The 17974-nt window shown below is 70.6% G+C and carries 13 protein-coding genes; 4 read left to right on the top strand and 9 right to left on the bottom strand.

Annotation, left to right across the window (positions count from 1 at the left end; genetic code table 11):
- Window positions 1-23: 23 nt before the first annotated feature.
- Together KOI35_RS23505 and KOI35_RS23500 are read right to left on the bottom strand one after the other, a co-directional pair.
- The gene (locus KOI35_RS23505; RefSeq protein ID WP_215790068.1) at window positions 24-2546 is read right to left on the bottom strand and encodes a DNA gyrase/topoisomerase IV subunit A; all 2523 of its coding nucleotides are present in this window, start codon (window positions 2544-2546) and stop codon (window positions 24-26) included.
- A gap of 9 nt (window positions 2547-2555) precedes the next feature.
- Window positions 2556-4607, bottom strand: coding sequence for a DNA gyrase/topoisomerase IV subunit B (locus KOI35_RS23500; RefSeq protein WP_215790066.1), 2052 nt, complete (start codon window positions 4605-4607; stop codon window positions 2556-2558).
- A gap of 296 nt (window positions 4608-4903) precedes the next feature.
- Here KOI35_RS23500 and tnpB point away from each other — a divergent pair, with 296 nt between their 5' ends.
- Window positions 4904-6238 carry an IS607 family element RNA-guided endonuclease TnpB gene (tnpB, locus tag KOI35_RS23495; protein ID WP_308121130.1) on the top strand — a complete coding sequence of 445 codons (1335 nt, stop codon included), beginning with the start codon at window positions 4904-4906 and terminating at the stop codon, window positions 6236-6238.
- A 66-nt stretch (window positions 6239-6304) separates the two neighbouring features.
- On the opposite strand, the gene KOI35_RS23490 is transcribed toward tnpB, so the two are convergent.
- Complete coding sequence (locus tag KOI35_RS23490; protein ID WP_215790062.1) at window positions 6305-6940, bottom strand: adenylate/guanylate cyclase domain-containing protein; 636 nt, start codon at window positions 6938-6940, stop codon at window positions 6305-6307.
- A gap of 180 nt (window positions 6941-7120) precedes the next feature.
- On the opposite strand from KOI35_RS23490, the gene KOI35_RS23485 reads away from it, so the two are divergent.
- Both KOI35_RS23485 and KOI35_RS23480 read left to right on the top strand, forming a co-directional pair.
- Window positions 7121-9931, top strand: a complete 2811-nt coding sequence (locus KOI35_RS23485; RefSeq protein ID WP_215790826.1) for a helix-turn-helix transcriptional regulator — start codon at window positions 7121-7123, stop codon at window positions 9929-9931.
- Between the two features lie 158 nt (window positions 9932-10089).
- Entirely contained in the window at window positions 10090-10866 is a 777-nt protein-coding gene (locus KOI35_RS23480; RefSeq protein ID WP_215790060.1) for a DUF5995 family protein, read from the top strand.
- Here KOI35_RS23480 and KOI35_RS23475 read toward each other — a convergent pair.
- The 5 genes from KOI35_RS23475 to KOI35_RS23455 form a co-directional block, all read right to left on the bottom strand.
- On the bottom strand, window positions 10838-12187 hold the full coding sequence (locus KOI35_RS23475) for a sensor histidine kinase (RefSeq protein WP_215790058.1): 1350 nt from the start codon (window positions 12185-12187) through the stop codon (window positions 10838-10840). The two genes, KOI35_RS23480 and KOI35_RS23475, sit on opposite strands and share 29 nt — an antisense overlap.
- Window positions 12180-12863, bottom strand: coding sequence for a response regulator transcription factor (locus tag KOI35_RS23470; protein WP_215790055.1), 684 nt, complete (start codon window positions 12861-12863; stop codon window positions 12180-12182). Before KOI35_RS23470 ends, KOI35_RS23475 begins: the two co-directional genes overlap by 8 nt.
- Window positions 12864-12892: 29 nt before the next feature.
- Window positions 12893-14086 carry an RNA polymerase sigma factor gene (locus KOI35_RS23465; RefSeq protein WP_215790053.1) on the bottom strand — a complete coding sequence of 398 codons (1194 nt, stop codon included), beginning with the start codon at window positions 14084-14086 and terminating at the stop codon, window positions 12893-12895.
- The gene (locus tag KOI35_RS23460; RefSeq protein WP_215790051.1) at window positions 14083-14445 is read right to left on the bottom strand and encodes a YciI family protein; all 363 of its coding nucleotides are present in this window, start codon (window positions 14443-14445) and stop codon (window positions 14083-14085) included. The genes KOI35_RS23465 and KOI35_RS23460 overlap by 4 nt, the downstream gene beginning before the upstream one ends.
- Before the next feature lie 242 nt (window positions 14446-14687).
- On the bottom strand, window positions 14688-15722 hold the full coding sequence (locus KOI35_RS23455; protein ID WP_215790049.1) for a LacI family DNA-binding transcriptional regulator: 1035 nt from the start codon (window positions 15720-15722) through the stop codon (window positions 14688-14690).
- Window positions 15723-15922: 200 nt separating this feature from the next.
- Here KOI35_RS23455 and KOI35_RS23450 point away from each other — a divergent pair, with 200 nt between their 5' ends.
- Window positions 15923-17278: a DUF1996 domain-containing protein gene (locus tag KOI35_RS23450; RefSeq protein WP_215790823.1), complete on the top strand. Its 1356-nt coding sequence runs from the start codon at window positions 15923-15925 to the stop codon at window positions 17276-17278.
- A gap of 51 nt (window positions 17279-17329) precedes the next feature.
- Here KOI35_RS23450 and KOI35_RS23445 read toward each other — a convergent pair whose 3' ends face one another.
- Complete coding sequence (locus tag KOI35_RS23445) at window positions 17330-17896, bottom strand: DUF305 domain-containing protein (protein ID WP_215790047.1); 567 nt, start codon at window positions 17894-17896, stop codon at window positions 17330-17332.
- Window positions 17897-17974: the final 78 nt, after the last annotated feature.

Here is a 17974-nt window from a genome sequence, read left to right as displayed (position 1 = left end):
CGCGCTCTTTCAGCCGCGCTCTTTCAGCCCCGCTCGATCAGGTGGCCGATGATCTGCGGGCCCATGATCACGGCCTCGCCCGAGCCGTCGCGGCGCGCGTCCTGATCGGGCAGATCGATCGGATCGCCGGTGCTGCTCGACCCGACCGGCCGCGGCCCGACCCAGGCCACCGTCAGACGCGTCTCGCCCTTGAGGAACCGCTGCGCCCGTACGCCACCGGTCGCCCTGCCCTTGGCCGGGTAGGACGCGAACGGCGACACCTTGACCTGCGTGCCGGTCGACGTTACGACCATCGGCTCGCCGTGATCGTTGTCGGCCGTCAGCACGACGTTGAACGACACCACCTCGGCCTCGGCGGTCAGGTTGACCCCGGCCATGCCGCCACCCTTGAGACCCTGCGGCCGCACCGTCTTGGCCGGGAACCGCAGCAGCGAAGCGTCGGACGTGACGAACACCAGCGACTCCGACCCGTCGGTCAGCCACGTCGCCTGCAGCACCTCGTCGCCGTCCTTGAGCGTGATCACCTCGAACTCGTCCGACCGCACCGGCCACTCGGGCGCGCACACCTTGATCACGCCCTGCCGGGTGCCGATGGCGATGCCCGGCGAACCGGCCGCCGACAGGGGGGCCAGGCCGACGACCTTCTCCCCCTTCTCGAGCGGCACCAGCTCGGACGCGGACATGCCACCCCGCACCGACACCGTGCCCGACTGCTCGGGCAGCACCGGCAACGGCAGCACGTCGGTCTTGAAGGCCCGGCCCCGGTTGGTGATCAGCAGCAGCCGGCCGCGTGCGGTCGAGTGCACCACCGCGCGTACGGCGTCGTGCTTGACCCGGCCCGACCGGCGCCGCGCCTCGGTGGCCTCCTCGCTCTCGGCCGCCGTCCGCGCGATCAGACCGGTCGCCGACAGGATCACCTGGCACGGGTCGTCGGCCACCTCGAGCGGCCCGGCCGGCGCCGACGCGGCCAGCACCTCCTTGAGGTCACCGTCGATCAGCGTGGTGCGTCGCGGGCCGCCGAACTCCGACGCCACCGCGGCCAGTTCGTCCGACACCAGCTGCTGCAGCACGTCGAAGTTGTCGAGGATCCGGCTCAGCTCGGCGATCTCGGCGTTCAACCGCTCCTGCTCGGTCTCCAGCTCGATCCGGTCGAACCGGGTGAGCCGCCGCAGCGGAGTGTCGAGGATGTAGGTGGCCTGAATGTCACTGAGGCTGAACTCCGACATCAGGGACGCCTTGGCCGCGGCCGCGTCGTCGCTGCCCCGGATGATCGCGACCACCCGGTCGATGTCGATCAGCGCGATGAGCAGACCGTCGACCAGGTGCAGACGGTCCTGCCGCTTCTTGCGGCGGAACTCGGTGCGCCGGGTCACCACCTCGTAGCGATGCTGGACGAACACCTCGAGCAGAGCCTTGAGGCCCAGCGTCTGCGGCTGGCCCTCGACCAGCACCAGGTTGTTGATGCCGAACGAGCTCTCCAGCGGCGTCAACCGGTAGAGATCGGCCAGCAACGCCTGCGGATTGACGCCGACCTTGCACTCGATCACCAGCCGGGTACCGTGCTCGCGGTCGGTCAGGTCCTTCACGTCGGCGATGCCCTGCAGCCGGGCCGCCTGCCGCTGCCCGCGCTTCGGCCCCGACACGATCAGCTTGCCCTTCACCTCGTCGGTGATGGCCTCGATGATCTTCTCGGTGCCGACCCCGTAGGGCAGTTCGGTGACCGTGATGGCCTGCCGGCCCCGCCCACCCTCGAGCGGCCCGGTCTGCGCGCGGGCCCGCATCCGCACCACGCCGCGCCCGGTCTCGTAGGCCCGCCGCACCTCGTCCAGCCCGAGCAGCTGTCCACCGGTCGGCAGGTCGGGCCCCGGCACGAACCGCATCAGCGCGTCGAGATCGGCCTCGGGGTTGGTGATCAGATGACGGGCGGCCGCCACCACCTCACCGAGGTTGTGCGGAATCATGTTGGTGGCCATACCGACCGCGATGCCCGAGGTGCCGTTGACCAGCAGGTTGGGGAACGCCGCGGGCAGAACCTTGGGCTCGATCTCGGAGCCGTCGTAGGTCGGCTTGAAGTCGACCGTGCCCTCGCCCAGCTCGCCGACCAGCAGCATCGCCTCACGCGACATCCGCGCCTCGGTGTACCGCGAGGCGGCCGGTCCGTCGTCGGGCGAGCCGAAGTTGCCATGCCCGTCGATCAGCGGCGCGTTGAGCGAGAAGTCCTGCGCCAGGCGGACCAGGGCGTCGTAGATGGCCAGGTCACCGTGCGGGTGGTACTTACCCATCACGTCGCCGACGACGCGGGCCGACTTCACGTAGGGGCGGTCGGGCCGATGATTCTGCTCCGACATCGACCACAGGATGCGGCGGTGGACCGGCTTCAAGCCGTCGCGGGCGTCGGGCAGAGCGCGCGAGTGGATGACCGAATAGGCGTACTCCAGGTAGGAGTCTTCGACCTCGGTCGTGAGCGGGTTGTCGATGACGCGGGCGCCCGCCTGGTCGAAGGCGGACAGATCGACGCGGTTGTCAGTGTTCTTGCGGCGTGCCATCAAGACCTCTCAGGCGTCGATCGTCTCTTGGTCGATGCGGCCCGCCGCCTCGATCAGCCAGTTCTTCCGCGGCTCGACCCGTTCGCCCATCAGCAGCTCGAGGGTGGCCTCGGCGCGTTCGGCGTCGTCGAGCGTGATGCGGCGGACCGTGCGGGTCGCCGGGTTCATCGTGGTGTCCCACAACTCGTCGGCGTCCATCTCGCCGAGACCCTTGAACCGGGGCACCGGCTTCTGCACCTGGGTGCCGCCGCGTTCGAAGCGGGCGACGGTCGACTCCATCTCCTGCTGGGTGTACGTGAAGATGGTCTCCGAGTTGCGGCCCTTGGTGACCACCTTGTGCAGCGGCGGCATGGCGGCGAACAGCCGGCCCTGCTCGATCACCGGGCGCATGTACTTGGCGAACAGGGTGATCAGCAGCGTGCGGATGTGGGAGCCGTCGACGTCGGCGTCCGCCATGATCATGACGCGGCCGTAGCGCATGGCGGGCAGGTCGAAGGTGCGGCCCGAACCGGCCCCGAGCACCTGCACGATGGCCGAGCACTCGTTGTTGTCGAGCACCTGCTGCAGCGACGCCTTCTGCACGTTGAGGATCTTGCCGCGGATGGGCAGAAGCGCCTGATATTCGGAGCTTCGCGCCATTCGCGCGGTTCCGAGGGCCGAGTCGCCCTCCACGATGTACAGTTCTGATCTTGCGATGCCGGTGGCGCGGCAGTCGACCAGCTTGGGGGGCATCGACGCGCCCTCGAGGGCGGTCTTGCGGCGGGCCGCGTCTTTCTGCTGCTTCTGGGTCAGCCGGACGCGAGCCGCGTCGACCACCTTTTGCAGCACCGTGCGGGCCTCGGCCTTGGTCTTGCGGCCGTCGATCCACTCCTTGACGAACTTCTCGACCAGGCCCTGGAGCACCCGGGTGATGCCGGCCGTGGACAGTTCGTCCTTGGTCTGCGAGGTGAACTGGGGCTCGGGGATGCGCACGTGGATGACCGCGGTCATGCCCTCGAGCAGGTCGTCGAGGACGGGCGGGTCCTCTTTGGGCTTGAGCAGGCCGCGCGTGTTGCGGATGGCCTCGGTCAGGGAGCGTACGAGGGCGCGCTCGAAGCCCTTTCGGTGTGTGCCGCCGTGGGTGTTGCGGATCGTGTTGGTGAAGCACTCGATGGTGCGTTCGTAGCCGGTGCCCCAGCGGAACGCGATCTCGACCTCGGCCCGGCGTTCGACGTTGGACTGCATCACGCCGTTCTCGTCGGCGGCGTTTTCCTTGTACGTGCCCTCGCCGGTGACCATGAGGACGCCCGAGACCGGCTTGTCGCCGGCGTGGGTGAGGAACTCGACCATGTCGGTCAGGCCCTGCGGGAAGTGGAAGGTCTCGTTCGTGGTCTCTTCGGCGGTCGCGTCGCGCAGCGAGTAGAGCACGCCGGGGACGAGGAACGCGGTGTTGCGCAGCTTGGTGCGGACGGCGTCGACGTCGAGGCGGGCGCCGGTCTCGAAGTAGCGCTCGTCGTACCAGTAGCGGATGGACGTGCCGCCGGGCTCGCCGCGCTTCATCTTGCGGGCGACGCGCAGCCCGGACTCGGGATGGAAGCGGGCCTGCGGGCCGGGGCCGTCGAACGTGCCGGGGACGCCGCGCTGGAACGAGATCTCGTGGACCTTGCCGTCGCGCTTGACGGTGACGTCGAAGCGGAGGGCGAGCGCGTTGACGGCCGAGGCGCCGACGCCGTGCAGGCCGCCGGAGGTCTTGTAGCCGGAGCCGCCGAACTTGCCGCCGGCGTGCAGGCGGGTGAGGACGAGCTCGACACCGTTGAGGCCGGACTTGGTGTTGATGGCGGTCGGGATGCCCCGGCCGTCGTCGTCGACCTGCACCGAACCGTCGGGGTGGAGGATGACGGCGACCTGGGTGGCGTGGCCGCCGACGCCTTCGTCGGTGCAGTTGTCGATGATCTCGTTGGCGAGGTGGTTGATGCCCCGGCTGTCGGTGGAGCCGATGTACATGCCCGGGCGTTTCCGGACGGCGTCCAGTCCTTCCAGGTGCGTGAGGTCATCAGCCCCGTACAGGATTTCCGCGGTCACGAGGTGGCACTCCCGATCGGCCCAGGTGGTGGTCAGAACGCGGCGAGCCTACCGGGAGCCTCCGACACTTCTCGTTCGCCGAGCCGGGTGGGCCCACAACTGAACGGGATGATACGGGCAAAAGCTACGGCCGGTGAGCTACGACACGCTTCTGACGGGTATTGCCGACTCGCGGTCACATAAACAGAAGCGCTCGTGAGCGTCTTCTGGTAGTCGGCCCGCGCGAGCGGCGGGAAACTGTCGTACCGCGACGCGATACTCATGACCCGGTTGTGGGAGGGGGTGCGGATGTGCGGGTGAGGCAGGCGTACCGGTTCGCACTTGATCTCACCGGTTCCCAAACCCGGGCGGTGATGGCGCACGCCGGGGCGGCCCGGTTCGCTCACAACTGGGCGCTGGCCCAGGTCAAGACAGTGCTCAATCAGCGGACTGCGGAACGGTCTTACGGCCTGACGGACGAGGCGCTCACCCTGTCGATCGGTTGGACCCTGCCGGCATTACGGAGGGCGTGGAATGTCGCGAAGCCTACCGTCGCGCCTTGGTGGAATGAGGTGTCCAAAGAAGCGTTCAACACCGGCCTCGACGCTCTCGCCCGCGCTCTGAAGAACTGGTCCGACTCCCGATCGGGCGAGCGCGCCGGCCGTACAGTCGGGTTTCCGCGGTTCAAATCCCGGCACCGCACTACCCCCAGCATTCGTTTCACCACTGGGGCGATCCGGGTCGAGCCCGACCGGATGCACGTCGTGCTCCCGCGGCTGGGCCGGCTGAAACTGCACGAGTCCGCCCGCAAAATGGCCCGCCGTCTCGAAGCCGGCACCGCCCGGATACTGTCCGCGACCGTGAGGCGAGATGGCGGCCGCTGGCACGTCGCCTTCACCGTCGACATCGACCGCATCGAACGGCGCCCGACCCGACCGGGCTCGGTCGTCGGAGTCGACGTCGGGATCAAACACCTCGCGGTGCTGTCCACCGGTGAGTTCGTCGACAACCCCCGCCACCTCGCCGCCAACCAGAAACAACTCCGCGTCCTCGGGCGGGCGCTGTCACGCAAGACCGGCCCAGACCGTCACACCGGCCGCCGTCCGTCGAACCGATGGCAACGAGCCGCCGTACGGCTCGGCCGAACCCATGCCCGAGTGGCCAACCTACGCCGCGACGCCCTTCACAAACTCACCACCAGGCTGACCCGTGAGCACGGCACAATTGTGGTGGAAGATCTCAATGTCACCGGTATGCTCGCCAACCGACGTCTGGCCCGGCACATTGCCGATGCCGGCTTCGGCGAGATCCGTCGGCAGCTGGCCTACAAGACCACGTGGAACGGCGGACGGCTTCTTGTGGCCGACCGGTGGTATCCGTCTTCGAAAACCTGCTCGGACTGCGGCGTGGTGAAAACCAAACTCGCCCTGCACGAGCGCACCTACCGCTGCCAGGCGTGCGGCCTGGTCATCGACCGCGACCGCAACGCCGCACTCAACCTCGCCGCCCTTGCGGCACAGTTCGACACCGCCGGGAGTGGCCCGGTGGCAGCACGTGGAGCCAACTGGAAGACCCGCGTCCGTGGGCAGGTGGCTGTGAAGCGTGAACCCGGCGCGACACTAGTCGGTCAGACTGGGACCGTCCCACCGTAAGGCGGGACTGCCTACCAGATGCTCATCAAGAGGTAACGGCTGACGTACCCGTGTCGGGGGCCGCTCCTAAGCTGCCGCCGCCGGGACCGCGTACAGATGACGTTTGGCCGCGCCGACCCGGTAGGGCTCCAGGGCCCGGTACAGATCTAGTGCGCGTGGCTTGCCCGGAACCCGTACGGGAGGAAGCTCTTGGAACGCGATCAGGTCACCCGCCGCCGATCGGGTCTGCGGGCACACCACCACGGTGTCGTGCGGTGCGTAGGACTGCAGCCGCGACGCGGTGTTGACCACGCTGCCGCTGATCATGCCGTGCCCGAAGTCGCGGGCCGCCTCGATGTCGACGATCACGTCGCCGGTCGCGAGGCCGACCCTCGTACGGACAGCGTGCCTGCCGGCCAGGAGTTGCCCCCTCAACGCCTCCTGGGCCGACAGGCCCACCCGGACCGCCGAGGCGGCCGCTTCCGCGCCGAAGCCCGCGGGACCGGTGCCGAACACCGCCATCACCGCGTCTCCGACGTATTTCTCCACCACTCCGCCGCCCGCGCGGACCGCCTCGGTCACAGTTCCGAAGTAGTCGCGCTGCAGGGCGCGGACCTCCGCGCAGTCCAGTTCGTCGACCAGCGAGGTGTAGCCCACGATGTCGATGAAGAGGACGGTGACGGTCTGACGCCGCTCCTGCTCCGCCATAGCGATTGCGGTCATGTCTTCACGCTCCCCCAGTTCACGTTCTTGCCCCGGGAAGAACGGTGTCAGGCGCAGTCCACTACCGGATCCGCAGAACGACGTATCTCCGACAGAAGAAACCGTTCGGCGTCTCGTGTGACGTAGAACCGACCGAACCGCCGAGATGGTTCCAGGTCGATGGGCACTAGGGTGACCACCATGGCCGGCGAGGAGGAGGACGGGCCGCTGGTCGGGCGCGCCGACCTGCTGACCCAGGTCCTGTCCGACCTGCGTGATGCGGGCCCTGGTGGTAACTCCGCGGTGTTCGTCACCGGGGAGAGCGGAGTCGGCAAGAGCCGGCTGCTGCGCGAGACCGCCCGGGCGATGCGCGACGCAGGTTTCTCCGTGCTGTCCGGCACCTGCCTCGACATCGGTGACGCCTCCCCGCTGCACCCGGTGCTGCAGGCCCTGCGGCATTCCGGCCACAGTGGCCCGGCCGTGGCCAGCGATGCCGCCGACCTGCTCGACCGGGTCTCCCGCGAGCTGCACAAGGTGGCCGGTGAGCGGCGCCTGCTGCTGGTGCTCGACGATCTGCAGTGGGCCGATCGCAGTACCCGTCAACTGCTGCTCTATCTGCTGGCCGGGCTGGGTGACGTCCGCATCGCGGTGCTGGCCGCCGTCCGGGCCGAGGCCCTCCAGGGCGCGCACCCGCTGCGCAAGGTGCTGGCCGAGCTGCGGCGGCTGCGGTCCGTACGGGTGGTCGACCTCGCCCCGCTCGACCGTGACCAGACGGTCGAGCTGGTGACCGCGATCGCCGGCGGCACGGTCGAGCCGGAGGACGCCGACCGGGTCTACAAGCGCAGCGGCGGCAACCCGTTCGTGGCCGAGGAACTGGCCCGTGACCTGCGCGACGGCCGGGTCGAGCTGTCCGACACGCTGCGTGAGATCTTCCTGTCCCGGGTCGACGAGCTGCCCCCGACGGCGCACGCCGTGGTGCACGCGATCGCGGCCGGCGTCGAGCCGGTCGAGCACGCCGTGCTGGCCCGGGTCGTGCCGGTGCCCGAGGCCGAGCTGATCGAGGCGGTCCGGGCCGCGGTCGCGCACCGGTTCGTGGCCAGCGACTCCGACGGTTACCGGCTGCGGCACCGCCTGGTCGCCGAGGTGCTCGCCGCCGAGGTGCTGCCGGCCGAGGCCGCGGCCCTGCACCGGCGGTATGCCGAGGCACTCGAGGAGGGTGAGGCCGCGCCCGGTCACGCCCGGCTGGCCCACCACTGGCAGCAGGCGGGCGAGCCGGCCCGGGCGCTGCCGTCGATGGTCGCCGCGGCCCGGTCGGCCGAAGAGCTCTACGGTTTCACCGAGGCGCATCGCTACTGGTCGTCGGCGTTGGAGCTGACCACCGAGGCCGCCCCGGAGCGCACCGAACTGCTGGCCCACGCGGCCGAGTCGGCCCACCAGTGCGGCGAGCATCAGCGGGCCCTGTCCCGGCTCGACGAGCTGGCCCTGCGGGCCGACGCGCCCAACCGGTGCGACCTGCACCTTCGCCGCGCGCGTTATCTGGCCGCGGCCGGCCGGACGGCGCACGCCGAGGCCGAGTACGCCCGTGCCCTCGACGCACCCGACTGCTCGCCGCGGCAACGGGCGTCGGCGGCCGCGTTCCTGGCCGAGTTGCTGCTGCACCTGGGCCGCTACGCCGACGCCAACGCCCGCGCCCAAGAGGCCCTCGAAATGGCCGAGGTCAACGGCTCCACGGCCGACCTGGTCCGGGCGTCGGCCGCGCTGGGTTTCAGCGCGGCGTTCCGCGAGGATCCCGACGCCGGTCTGGCCGTGATCCGGCACGCGGTCGAGATCGCCGAGCGCAGCGGGCACCCGGACGAGCTCGGCGTGGCCTACCTGCACCTGGCCGAGCTGCTGATCGGGCCGCTGAACAGCATCGAGGAGGGGGTGCTGGTCGCCCGCCGCGGTGCCGAACGGCTGGCCTCGCTCGGGGCCGGCCGCACCTATCAGACCCGTCTGCTGGCGATCGCGGCCAAGGGCCTGTTCCGGGTCGGGCAGTGGTCCGAGGCCGACTCGGTGCTCGACATCGCGATGCGGCACCGGCCGTCCGGCGCCGACGCGGTCGAGCTGCTGCTCTCGCGCTGCCAGTTGTGGGTCGGGTTCGGCGACGTCGACGCCGCCCACCGTGATCTCGACGCGGTGGCCACCCTGTTGGCCGGCGGCGGGGCCCGGCACGTGCTGCCGATGCTGACGCTGCGGGCCGGGCTGGCGATGTGGCAGGCCCGGCACGCCGACGCGCGGGCCGCGGTGCAGCGCGGGCTCACCGAGACCCGCTCCGACGACCTGGTGCTGATCGGGGTGCTGGCCTGGCACGGTCTGCGGGCCGAGGCCGAGGCGCACGCGGCCGGCCAGCCGGTCGACCCGGTCGCGTTGCGGCGGCTCACCACCGCGGTCGAGCGGATGGCGGCCGGGGCCGGCAACGCGGCGGCGCCGGTGCGGGCCACGATCGACGCCTATCTCGACCTGTGCGCGGCCGAGCTCAGCCGGGCCGAGGGGCAGCACGACCCGACGCTGTGGGCCCGGGCCGCGCAGGCATGGGACCTGCGCCGCCAGCCCTACCCGGCCGCGTACTCGAGGTTGCGGCAGGCCGAGGCCGGTCTGCAACGCCGGGCGCGGCGGGCCGCGGCGACCGAGGCATTGCGGGAGGCGTACGCGACGGCGACCGCGATGGGCGCCCGTCCGTTCGCCGACGAGATCGTCTCGGTGGCCCAGCGGCACCGGGTGGCCCTGGCCGACGACCTGCCGACCGTGCCGATGCCCGCGCCCGGTCCGGCCGAGACCGACGAGCTGGGCCTGCTGACCGTGCGCGAGCGCGAGGTGCTGGCCGCGGTGGCCGAGGGCCTGACCAACCGCGAGATCGGCGAGCAGCTGTTCATCAGCGAGCGGACGGTCGGCGTCCACGTCGGGCACATCTTCGACAAGCTCCAGGTGCGCACCCGCGTACAGGCAAGCCGGGTCTATCTCACCGCGGCGTGACCTTTTCGTTATCTTCGGGCGCGCCCACGTACGTATAACTACCGATCCCTACGTAGGCCGCCTTTGGAAGTCTGTGGCCACGGGGGAGCACCGCCCGGCGGCCACCGCCGCCGGGCGGTGCTAGGGGGCCCTCCGCCTTTTGTTGTGGAGGAGAACCCATGAACCAGTCGGTCTGGGGACCGGCGCACCAGGAGATGACGGATCTCCTGAGCAACCACCCCGACGACGTCCCCGGCGTGGTCGAGCAGCTCCGCGAGCTGCAGGCGATCCTGACCCGGGTGCCCCCGCTGCTGGGCGAGAACCCGCTCTGTGATTTCAACAAGCTCTACCTGACGATCACCGAGGGTGTGCTCGACCGCCTGTACGCCGGCCAGTTCAAGGACCCGGCGTTCCTGTCGCGGCTGGACGTGGAGTTCGCCGCCCGCTACTTCGACGCGCTGCGGGCCTGGGCCGGCCCGGGGTCAAGCCCGCGCTGCCCGCAGGTGTGGGTCAGCCTGTTCCAGCGCATCCCGGGGCCGGACTGCCGGCCGCTGCCGTCGGCCTGCGCCGGGGTCAACGCGCACATCAACTTCGACCTGCCGTTCGCGCTGGTGACCACGTTCGACCACCTGGGCCGCGACCCGGTCGACGACAGCGAGCAGCACCACGACTACCTGCAGATCAACGAGATCTTCGCCGAGTCGATCCCCGGGCTGCGCCGCGGCTACCTGGAGAAGTGGCAGCTGCTGATCGACATGATGAACGGCTGTCTGGACGACTGGTGGCAGGGCGAGGCGGTCGAATACACCCGCAACGTGGCCTGGCGGAACGCGCAGAAGTTGTGGGGCTTCCGGCACGACATGATGGCCACCGACCGCGAACGCACCGCCCTCGACAACACCGCCGCCGGCGTCAACAAGCTGCTGCTCAGCCCGCTCGGGGCATTCCTGCAGTGAAGCCCGCCGGGGGCATTTCCACGGTGAACATCGCTCCGCCCTCCGGGGCGTGACCGGCGGTGATCCGGCCGCCGAGCCGGGTCACCAGGCGAGCGGCCAGGGCCAGTCCGAGCCCGCTGCCCACCTTGCGGATCCCCCGGTAGCGGTGGTTGAGGGCACCCCGGTCGAACGCCACGGCGAGGTCGTCGTCGGTGAAGCCGGGACCGCCGTCGCGGATCTCGATCGTGTTTCCCCGTACCGCCAGGATCAACGGCTGACCGGCCGGAACGACCCGGAGCGCGTTCTCGCACAGGCCGTCGATCACCTGACGGATCCGGCCCGGATCGGTGTGGACGACCACCGGGTGGTCCGGCAGTTCGACCCGCAGCACCGGGCCGTCGGTGCCGCAGCGGGCGGTCCAGGCCTCCCCGGCCGCGCCGACCAGCTCGACCAGGTCGACCGGGACGACGTCGATCGGCAGGTCGGCCGCCTCGAGCCGGGACAGCACGAGCAGGTCGGAGACGAGCCGTTCCAGGCGCTCGGCCTCGGCCAGCATGGTCGCGCCGGCCTTCTCGGCGCCGTCCGGGCCGACCACGCCGTCGGCCAGCGCCTCGGCGTAGCCGCGCAGGGTGGCCAGCGGCGTCCGCAGTTCGTGCGAGACCGACAGCAGGAACTCGCGCTCCCGCCCCTCGCTCACCTGCAACGCGCTGGCCAGCTGGTTGACCGCGTCGGCGAGCTCGGCCGCCTCGGCCGGGCCGCTGCGGGCGATCCGCACCGACCGGTCCCCCGCCGACAGCCGGGCGGCGGCACCGGCCGCGCGCCGGATCGGACGGGCGATGAAGCGGGCCAGCAGCGCACCGGCCAGGATCCCGCCGATCAGGCCGGCGAGAAGGGCGATCCACACGGTGCTCAAGACTCGTGCGGCTATGCCCGACGCCACCTCTTTGCTGAGCACCACCCCACTGTTCACTCCGGAGAGCGGACGCCCGGCCACGAACGACATCCGGCCGTCGACCTGGGCCCGGGCGTCGACCAGCGTGCCACCGGCGACCTGTCGCACGATCCGATCGGGCAGACCGGCCTTGTCGACCGCCCCGCGCCGGATCAGGTAGACGTCGATGCCGTCGCGGCGCAGCGACTGCACGATGCGCTCACGGGCGGCCGGCCGCTCGGTGGCCAGCAGCTCGACGGCGATGGCGCTCTTCTCCTGCAGCTCGGCCCGCAGCTGGGTGTTGATCGAGCGGATCGAGACCGGGATGGCCACGGCTGCGGTGATCAGCACCGACACGACCGCGGTGGCCACGGTGACCAGCACGACCTGGCCGGTGAGGGTCTTACGCATCCGCGGTGTATCCGACGCCACGGACCGTGCGGATCAGCGCCGCGGCGTCGCCCAGCTTGGCCCGGACCTGGGCCACGTGCACGTCGACCGTGCGGGTGCCGGCCGCCGGGGCGTACCCCCAGACACCGGACAGCAGCTCCTCCCGCGTGAAGACCCGGCCCGGACGAGCGAGCAGGTGCTGCAGCAGGTCGAACTCGGTCGGGGTCAGGGTGAGCGGGACGCCGTCGACGGTGGCTTCGCGGCGCGCCGGGTCGAGGCGTACGGGACCCAGGGTCCGCACCACCCCGCCGTCGGGCGGACCGCCGGCCCGGCGCAGCAGGGCCCGCACCCGGGTGACCAGCTCGCGCGGGCTGAACGGCTTGGTCACGTAGTCGTCGGCGCCGAGCTCAAGCCCGAGGATCCGGTCGATCTCGTCGTCACGCGCGGTGAGCAGGATGACCGGCGTCCAGTCACCCTCCGCACGCATCCGCTTGACGATCTCGGTGCCCTCGAGGCCGGGCAGCGCGATGTCGAGGATGCAGGCGACCGGGCGCATCCGGCGCGCGGCGGCCAGCCCGGCCGTGCCGTCGTGCTCGACGTGCACGCCGAAGCCGTCGCGGCTCAGATAGAGGCGCACCAGGTCGGCGATCGGGCGCTCATCCTCGACCACCAGTACGAGGCCCTTGGCTTCGGTCACCGAACTATCATGCCGTCCCGGCTGCGCCCTCAGTGTTCGGGCAATGTAAGCGCCCTCTTTGTTAAATACCGCTGTTCCGGGGCGCTGGTCGTCATCCGGGCCGCGGCCAGGAACTCGCGCCGGGCCTCCGCGGCGAATCCGGCCTGTTCGAGCAGGTGGGCCCGCACGGCCGCCAGCCGGTGGTGGCCGGCGAGGTCGACATCGCCCACCACGGCCAGGCCGGCGAGCGGCCCGTGGGTCCGGGCGACCGCGACCGCCCTGTTGAGGGTGACGATCGGGCCCGGGGTGATCCGTTCGAGCACCTCGTAGAGGGCCAGGATCTGCGGCCAGTCGGTCTCGGCGTCCGAGGCGGCCTCGTCGTGCAGCGCGGCGATCGCGGCCTGCACCTGGTAGGGACCGATCGGGCCACGGCCGAGCACCGACGACACCAGCGCCACGCCCTCGGTGATCCGTTCCTTGCTCCAGAGCGAACGGTCCTGCCGGTCAAGCGGCACCAGCTCCCCCTCGGCGGTGGTGCGCGCGGACCGCCGGGCGTCGGTGAGCAGCATCAGCGCCAGCAACCCGGCCGTCTCGTGATCGCCCGGCAGCAGTCCGTGCAGCATGCGCGCCAGCCGGATCGCCTCACCGGTCAGCTCGGCCCGCTGCAGCTCGGGCCCGCCACTCGCGGTGTAACCCTCATTGAAGATCAAATACAGAGTTTGCCGTACGACCCCCAGCCGCTCGCCGCCCTGCGGTGGCGGAAACTCCTGCCCGCTGCGCCGGATCGCCTGCTTGGCCCGGCTGATCCGCTGCGCCATGGTCGACTCGGGCACCAGGAACGCCGCGGCGATCTCGGCCGTGGTGAGACCGCCGACCGCCCGCAGGGTGAGCGCCAGCTGCGACGGCGGCGAGAGGGCCGGGTGTGCGCACAGAAACAGCAGGTCGAGCGTGTCGTCACTCGCCTCCGGTGTTTCCGGCGCTATTTCGGCGCGCGCCATCGTGCTCTCGCGCCGGCGCCGGGCGCTGTCGCTGCGGAACTCGTCGACCAGCCGCCGGGCCCCCACCGAGACCAGCCACGAGCGAGGATTTTCCGGTACGCCCTCACGCGGCCACTGCACCGCGGCGGCGAGCAGGGCCTCCTGGGTCGCGTCCTCGGCCGCGTCGAACTGTCCGTACCGCCGGACGAGGGCGCCGAGCACCTGCGGCGCGAGCTCACGCAGCAGGTGCTCGACGGGCTCGGTCATTCGAACTCCGGCGCCTGGTCGTGCACCTCGCGCACCTCCACCTTGCGCGACCAGAAGGCGATCTTCCCGGCCAGCTCGAGCGCCCGGTCCTCCCCCGCCACGTCGATGATCCAGAACCCGGCGAGGGATTCCTTGCTCTCGGCGAAGGGCCCGTCGGTGACGGCGACCTGGCCCTCGTCGTAGCTGACGGTCTTGGCCGTCGACGGGAACGCCAGCCCGTGGTCCTCGAGCAGCTCCCCCGACTTCCGCAACTCGGCGTCGAAGTCGTGCATCCACGTGATCATGTCGCGCACCCAGGCCGGATCGACGGTGGCCGCCATGTCGCCGCCGTCCCCGAACATCATCAGCATGTACTTCATCGTCTGACTCCCCTGTCGCTGATCGCTCTGTCACCGTCCGGTCGGAGCGACCCACCGGTCCTCGACATCATCCGCCGAACTTTCTCGAAGTTTCTCGGCGGCCCGCTCGAGGAACGCTCCCGGACTCCCGTCCCGGGGCATCGTGGCCAGGTCTGCGCGACGGTCCGCAACGACTCACGACAGTGTGCTCGGGTATGCGCGGGCAGGGCGGGCGCTGCCCCGTGGCCGGCGCCCGCCCCGGCTCAGGCCGAGCCGCGCTCGATCAGGGCGGGCTCGTAGATGACCGACGCGACGCGCATGGCCGGCTCTTCGATGCGGGCCAGCAGCATGCGGGCGGCCTCGGCGGCCATGTCTTCGAGCGGGTGGCGGATCGTGGTCAGCGCGGGCGAGGCGGCCACCGCGGCGCTGCTGTCGTCGAAGCCGACCACGGCCACGTCGCCCGGCACGTCGCGGCCGGCTGAGCGCAGCGCGGCCAGGGCGCCCAGCGCCATCAGGTCGTTGGCCACGAAGACGCCGTCGAGCTGCGGGTTGGCGGCCAGCAGGTCGCGCATGGCGATCTCGCCGCTGTCGCGGGTGAAGTTGCCGGTCTCGGTCGGCACCCAGCCGTGGCCGCGCCGGGCCAGTGACCGGCGGAAGCCCGCGATGCGGTCGCTGCTGGCGGGCACGTCGGCCGGTCCCGAGATCATGCCGATGCGCTGGCAGCCGCGGGTCAGCAGGTGTTCCGCGGCCAGCGCGGCGCCGGTGTCGTTGGCCAGGTCGACGTAGTCGATCGGCACCGGCTCGGCCGGGCGCCCGATCAGCACGGCCGGCACCCCGCCCTCGGTCAGCATGCGGGGCAGCGGGTCGACGGCCGGAAGGGACAGCACGATGGCGCCGTCGGCCTGGCCGTTGCGCAGGTCGCCGACCAGCCGTTTGCGCCCGTCGTCGGTGCCGACGATCTGCAGGGCGAGCTGGACGCCCTGGCCGCGCAGCACGCTCATCAGCCCGCCGACGACCCGGCCGAAGTAGGGATCGGCGAAGAACCGGCCCATGAACGGGTCGTCGTCGTGGGTCTCGGAGTCGGAGACGACCAGCGCGACCGTGCCGGTGCGCCGGGTGACCAGCGAGCGGGCCAGCCGGTTGGGCACGTAGCCGGTGCGGCCGACCGCGTCCCACACCACCTCGTGCAGCTGGGGGTCGACGTTGCGGATCCCGTTGATGACGCGGGACACGGTCGCTCGGGACACCCCGGCCTCCCGGGCCACGTCCTCGAGGGTCGGGAGCCGCTCGGTTCTCATGGACGTCTTTATAGCACAGGTGGAGAGCGCTCTCCCTGCGAGTCGAAACGCCGGCCGGGAGAGTTCCGGAACCAGCGGAAACCCGCGTACGTATTGACGTCCCTGACATCGGAGCGTAACACTCGGAAAGCGCTCTCCAATCCCCCGAAGGAGACCTAGTGAATCCCCATCGACCACGGCGCTTTCTGACCATCGGCGCGGTGGCGGCCCTCACCGTCACCGCCGTACTCACCGGTGTCCGCACCGCCCAGGCGGCGGACACCCTGCTTTCCCAGGGCCGGCCCACGCTCGCGTCGTCGTCCGAGAACGGTGGCGCCCCGGCCGCCGCGGCTGTCGACGGCAACCTCACCACCCGGTGGGGCAGCGCGTGGAGCGACCCGCAGTGGCTGCGCGTCGACCTCGGCGGCACCGCCACCATCAGCCAGGTCAAGCTGACCTGGGAGGCGGCGTACGCGAAAGCCTTCCAGATCCAGACGTCGGCCGACGGCAACAACTGGACGAACGTCTACAGCACGACCAACGCCACCGGCGGCACGCAGACGCTGTCGGTCAGCGGCTCGGGTCGCTACGTGCGCATGTACGGCACCCAGCGCGGCACCGGCTACGGCTACTCGCTGTACGAGTTCCAGGTCTACGGCACCCTGACCAGCGCACCGCCGACCAGCGGCGCCGGCTATGTGATGGCCAACCCGCCGGTGACCGGGGTGGTGCCGTCGACCGCGGTGCCGCCGGACACGAACCCGCCGACGACCCACCACGAGTTCCAGATGAACTGCTCGGTGAGCCGCACCAACCTGAACGACGACCCGATCGTCTTCCCCGGCCTGCCCGGCGCCTCGCACTCGCACACGTTCATGGGCAACACCACGACGAACGCGAACACGACGGTGGCCAGCCTCAAGGGCGGCGGCACCTCGTGCATCACGCCCGGTGACAAGACCGGTTACTGGATGCCGACGCTGCTCAACGGCGACACCGCGGTGCAGCCGGTCGGCCGGCAGACCATCTACTACAAGTCCGGGGTCATCGACTACCGCAGCGTGCGCCCGTTCCCCGAGGGCCTGCGTTACGTGGTCGGCAGCCCGACCTCGACCCTCGAAGACTTCCGCAACCACCCGGGCGCGGTCGAGGGCTTCGAGTGCGGTGACCTGTCGTTCAACTGGGACATCCCGGCCAACTGTGCCGCGGGCAGCCAGCTCAACGTCCGCTTCCAGGCTCCGAGCTGCTGGAACGGCCTGCACCTGGACACGCCCGACCACAAGAGCCACATGGCGTACCCGGTGCTCGGCGTCTGCCCGGCCTCGCACCCGGTGGCCGTCCCGATGATCGAGTTCAAGATGGCGTGGCCGGTGAGCGGCAACATGAGCAACGTCCGCTTCTCCAGCGGCCGCGGCTTCTCGTTCCACTACGACGTGTTCAACGCCTTCGACCCGCGGACGCTGGCCGCCCTGGTCACCCACTGCATCAACGGTGGCCTGCAGTGTGACCCGCGCGGTTTCGACCTCTACAAGCCTGACCGCGGCGCCGCACTGAACGAGAACTACGTGCTGCCGTAACCGTCACTCGCACGAACAAACGGGCACCGTCCGCGGACGGTGCCCGTTTCTTTATGGCGCGGCACTCGGCATTGTGGACAAGGCCCCGGAACGGGTCCGCAGAATTTGCAGCGCCAGATCGCGGGTCTGCGGTTCGATCCCCGATTTGTCCTCGCTGCGGGCCAGGCTCTGGCCCTGTTCGAGGTGGGCCCGGATGAGCCGGCTGACCGTCTTGTCGAAGGCGGGCCCGCTCAGCTGCGAGGCTTCCTTGACGTCGTCGGGCGTGACCATCCCCGGCATCGGCATGCCCTCGTGCGGGTTCTCCGTGGGCAGCCCGGCCCGGGTGTGCAGCTGGCGCAGAACGCTCAGCTCGGCGTCGGTGAACCCCTTGACCTGCAGAACCGTGGACAGCGTCTGCGGGTTCTTCGTCCGCTTCGGTGCCAGCTCGAGCAGCGGCAGAAGCTGCTCCGACATGGCGATGTTGATCTCGATCCAGGCCAGGTCGGTGCCGCCGAAACCGGCCGCCGCGGCCTGCGCGCTCGGGCCGGCCGGGGGCGGGCCCGAGGTGCCGGATCCCGTCGCCGAGCAGCCCGACACGCCGAGCACCGCGACCAGCAGAATCCGGGGAACATATTTCACGTTCGCGATTCTGGCTGTTTAAAGGGGCCGGTGTCAATAATGCGGGTATTGATGAATGACTACCGGATTTTTTGTTAT

Source organism: Paractinoplanes bogorensis, assembly GCF_018829635.1.
GTDB classification, from domain to species: Bacteria; Actinomycetota; Actinomycetes; order Mycobacteriales; family Micromonosporaceae; genus Actinoplanes; species Actinoplanes bogorensis.
The sequence above is the reverse complement of the archived record's forward strand: the minus strand, read 5'-3'. Positions and strand labels throughout refer to the sequence as shown.

Coding starts and splice junctions, on each gene's coding strand:
- KOI35_RS23455 (WP_215790049.1), bottom strand. CDS start 15,722: ATGAGAACCGAGCGGCTCCCGACCCTCGAGGACGTGGCCCGGGAGGCC.
- KOI35_RS23505 (WP_215790068.1), bottom strand. CDS start 2,546: ATGGCACGCCGCAAGAACACTGACAACCGCGTCGATCTGTCCGCCTTC.
- KOI35_RS23490 (WP_215790062.1), bottom strand. CDS start 6,940: ATGACCGCAATCGCTATGGCGGAGCAGGAGCGGCGTCAGACCGTCACC.
- KOI35_RS23460 (WP_215790051.1), bottom strand. CDS start 14,445: ATGAAGTACATGCTGATGATGTTCGGGGACGGCGGCGACATGGCGGCC.
- KOI35_RS23475 (WP_215790058.1), bottom strand. CDS start 12,187: ATGCGTAAGACCCTCACCGGCCAGGTCGTGCTGGTCACCGTGGCCACC.
- KOI35_RS23480 (WP_215790060.1), top strand. CDS start 10,090: ATGAACCAGTCGGTCTGGGGACCGGCGCACCAGGAGATGACGGATCTC.
- KOI35_RS23465 (WP_215790053.1), bottom strand. CDS start 14,086: ATGACCGAGCCCGTCGAGCACCTGCTGCGTGAGCTCGCGCCGCAGGTG.
- KOI35_RS23485 (WP_215790826.1), top strand. CDS start 7,121: ATGGCCGGCGAGGAGGAGGACGGGCCGCTGGTCGGGCGCGCCGACCTG.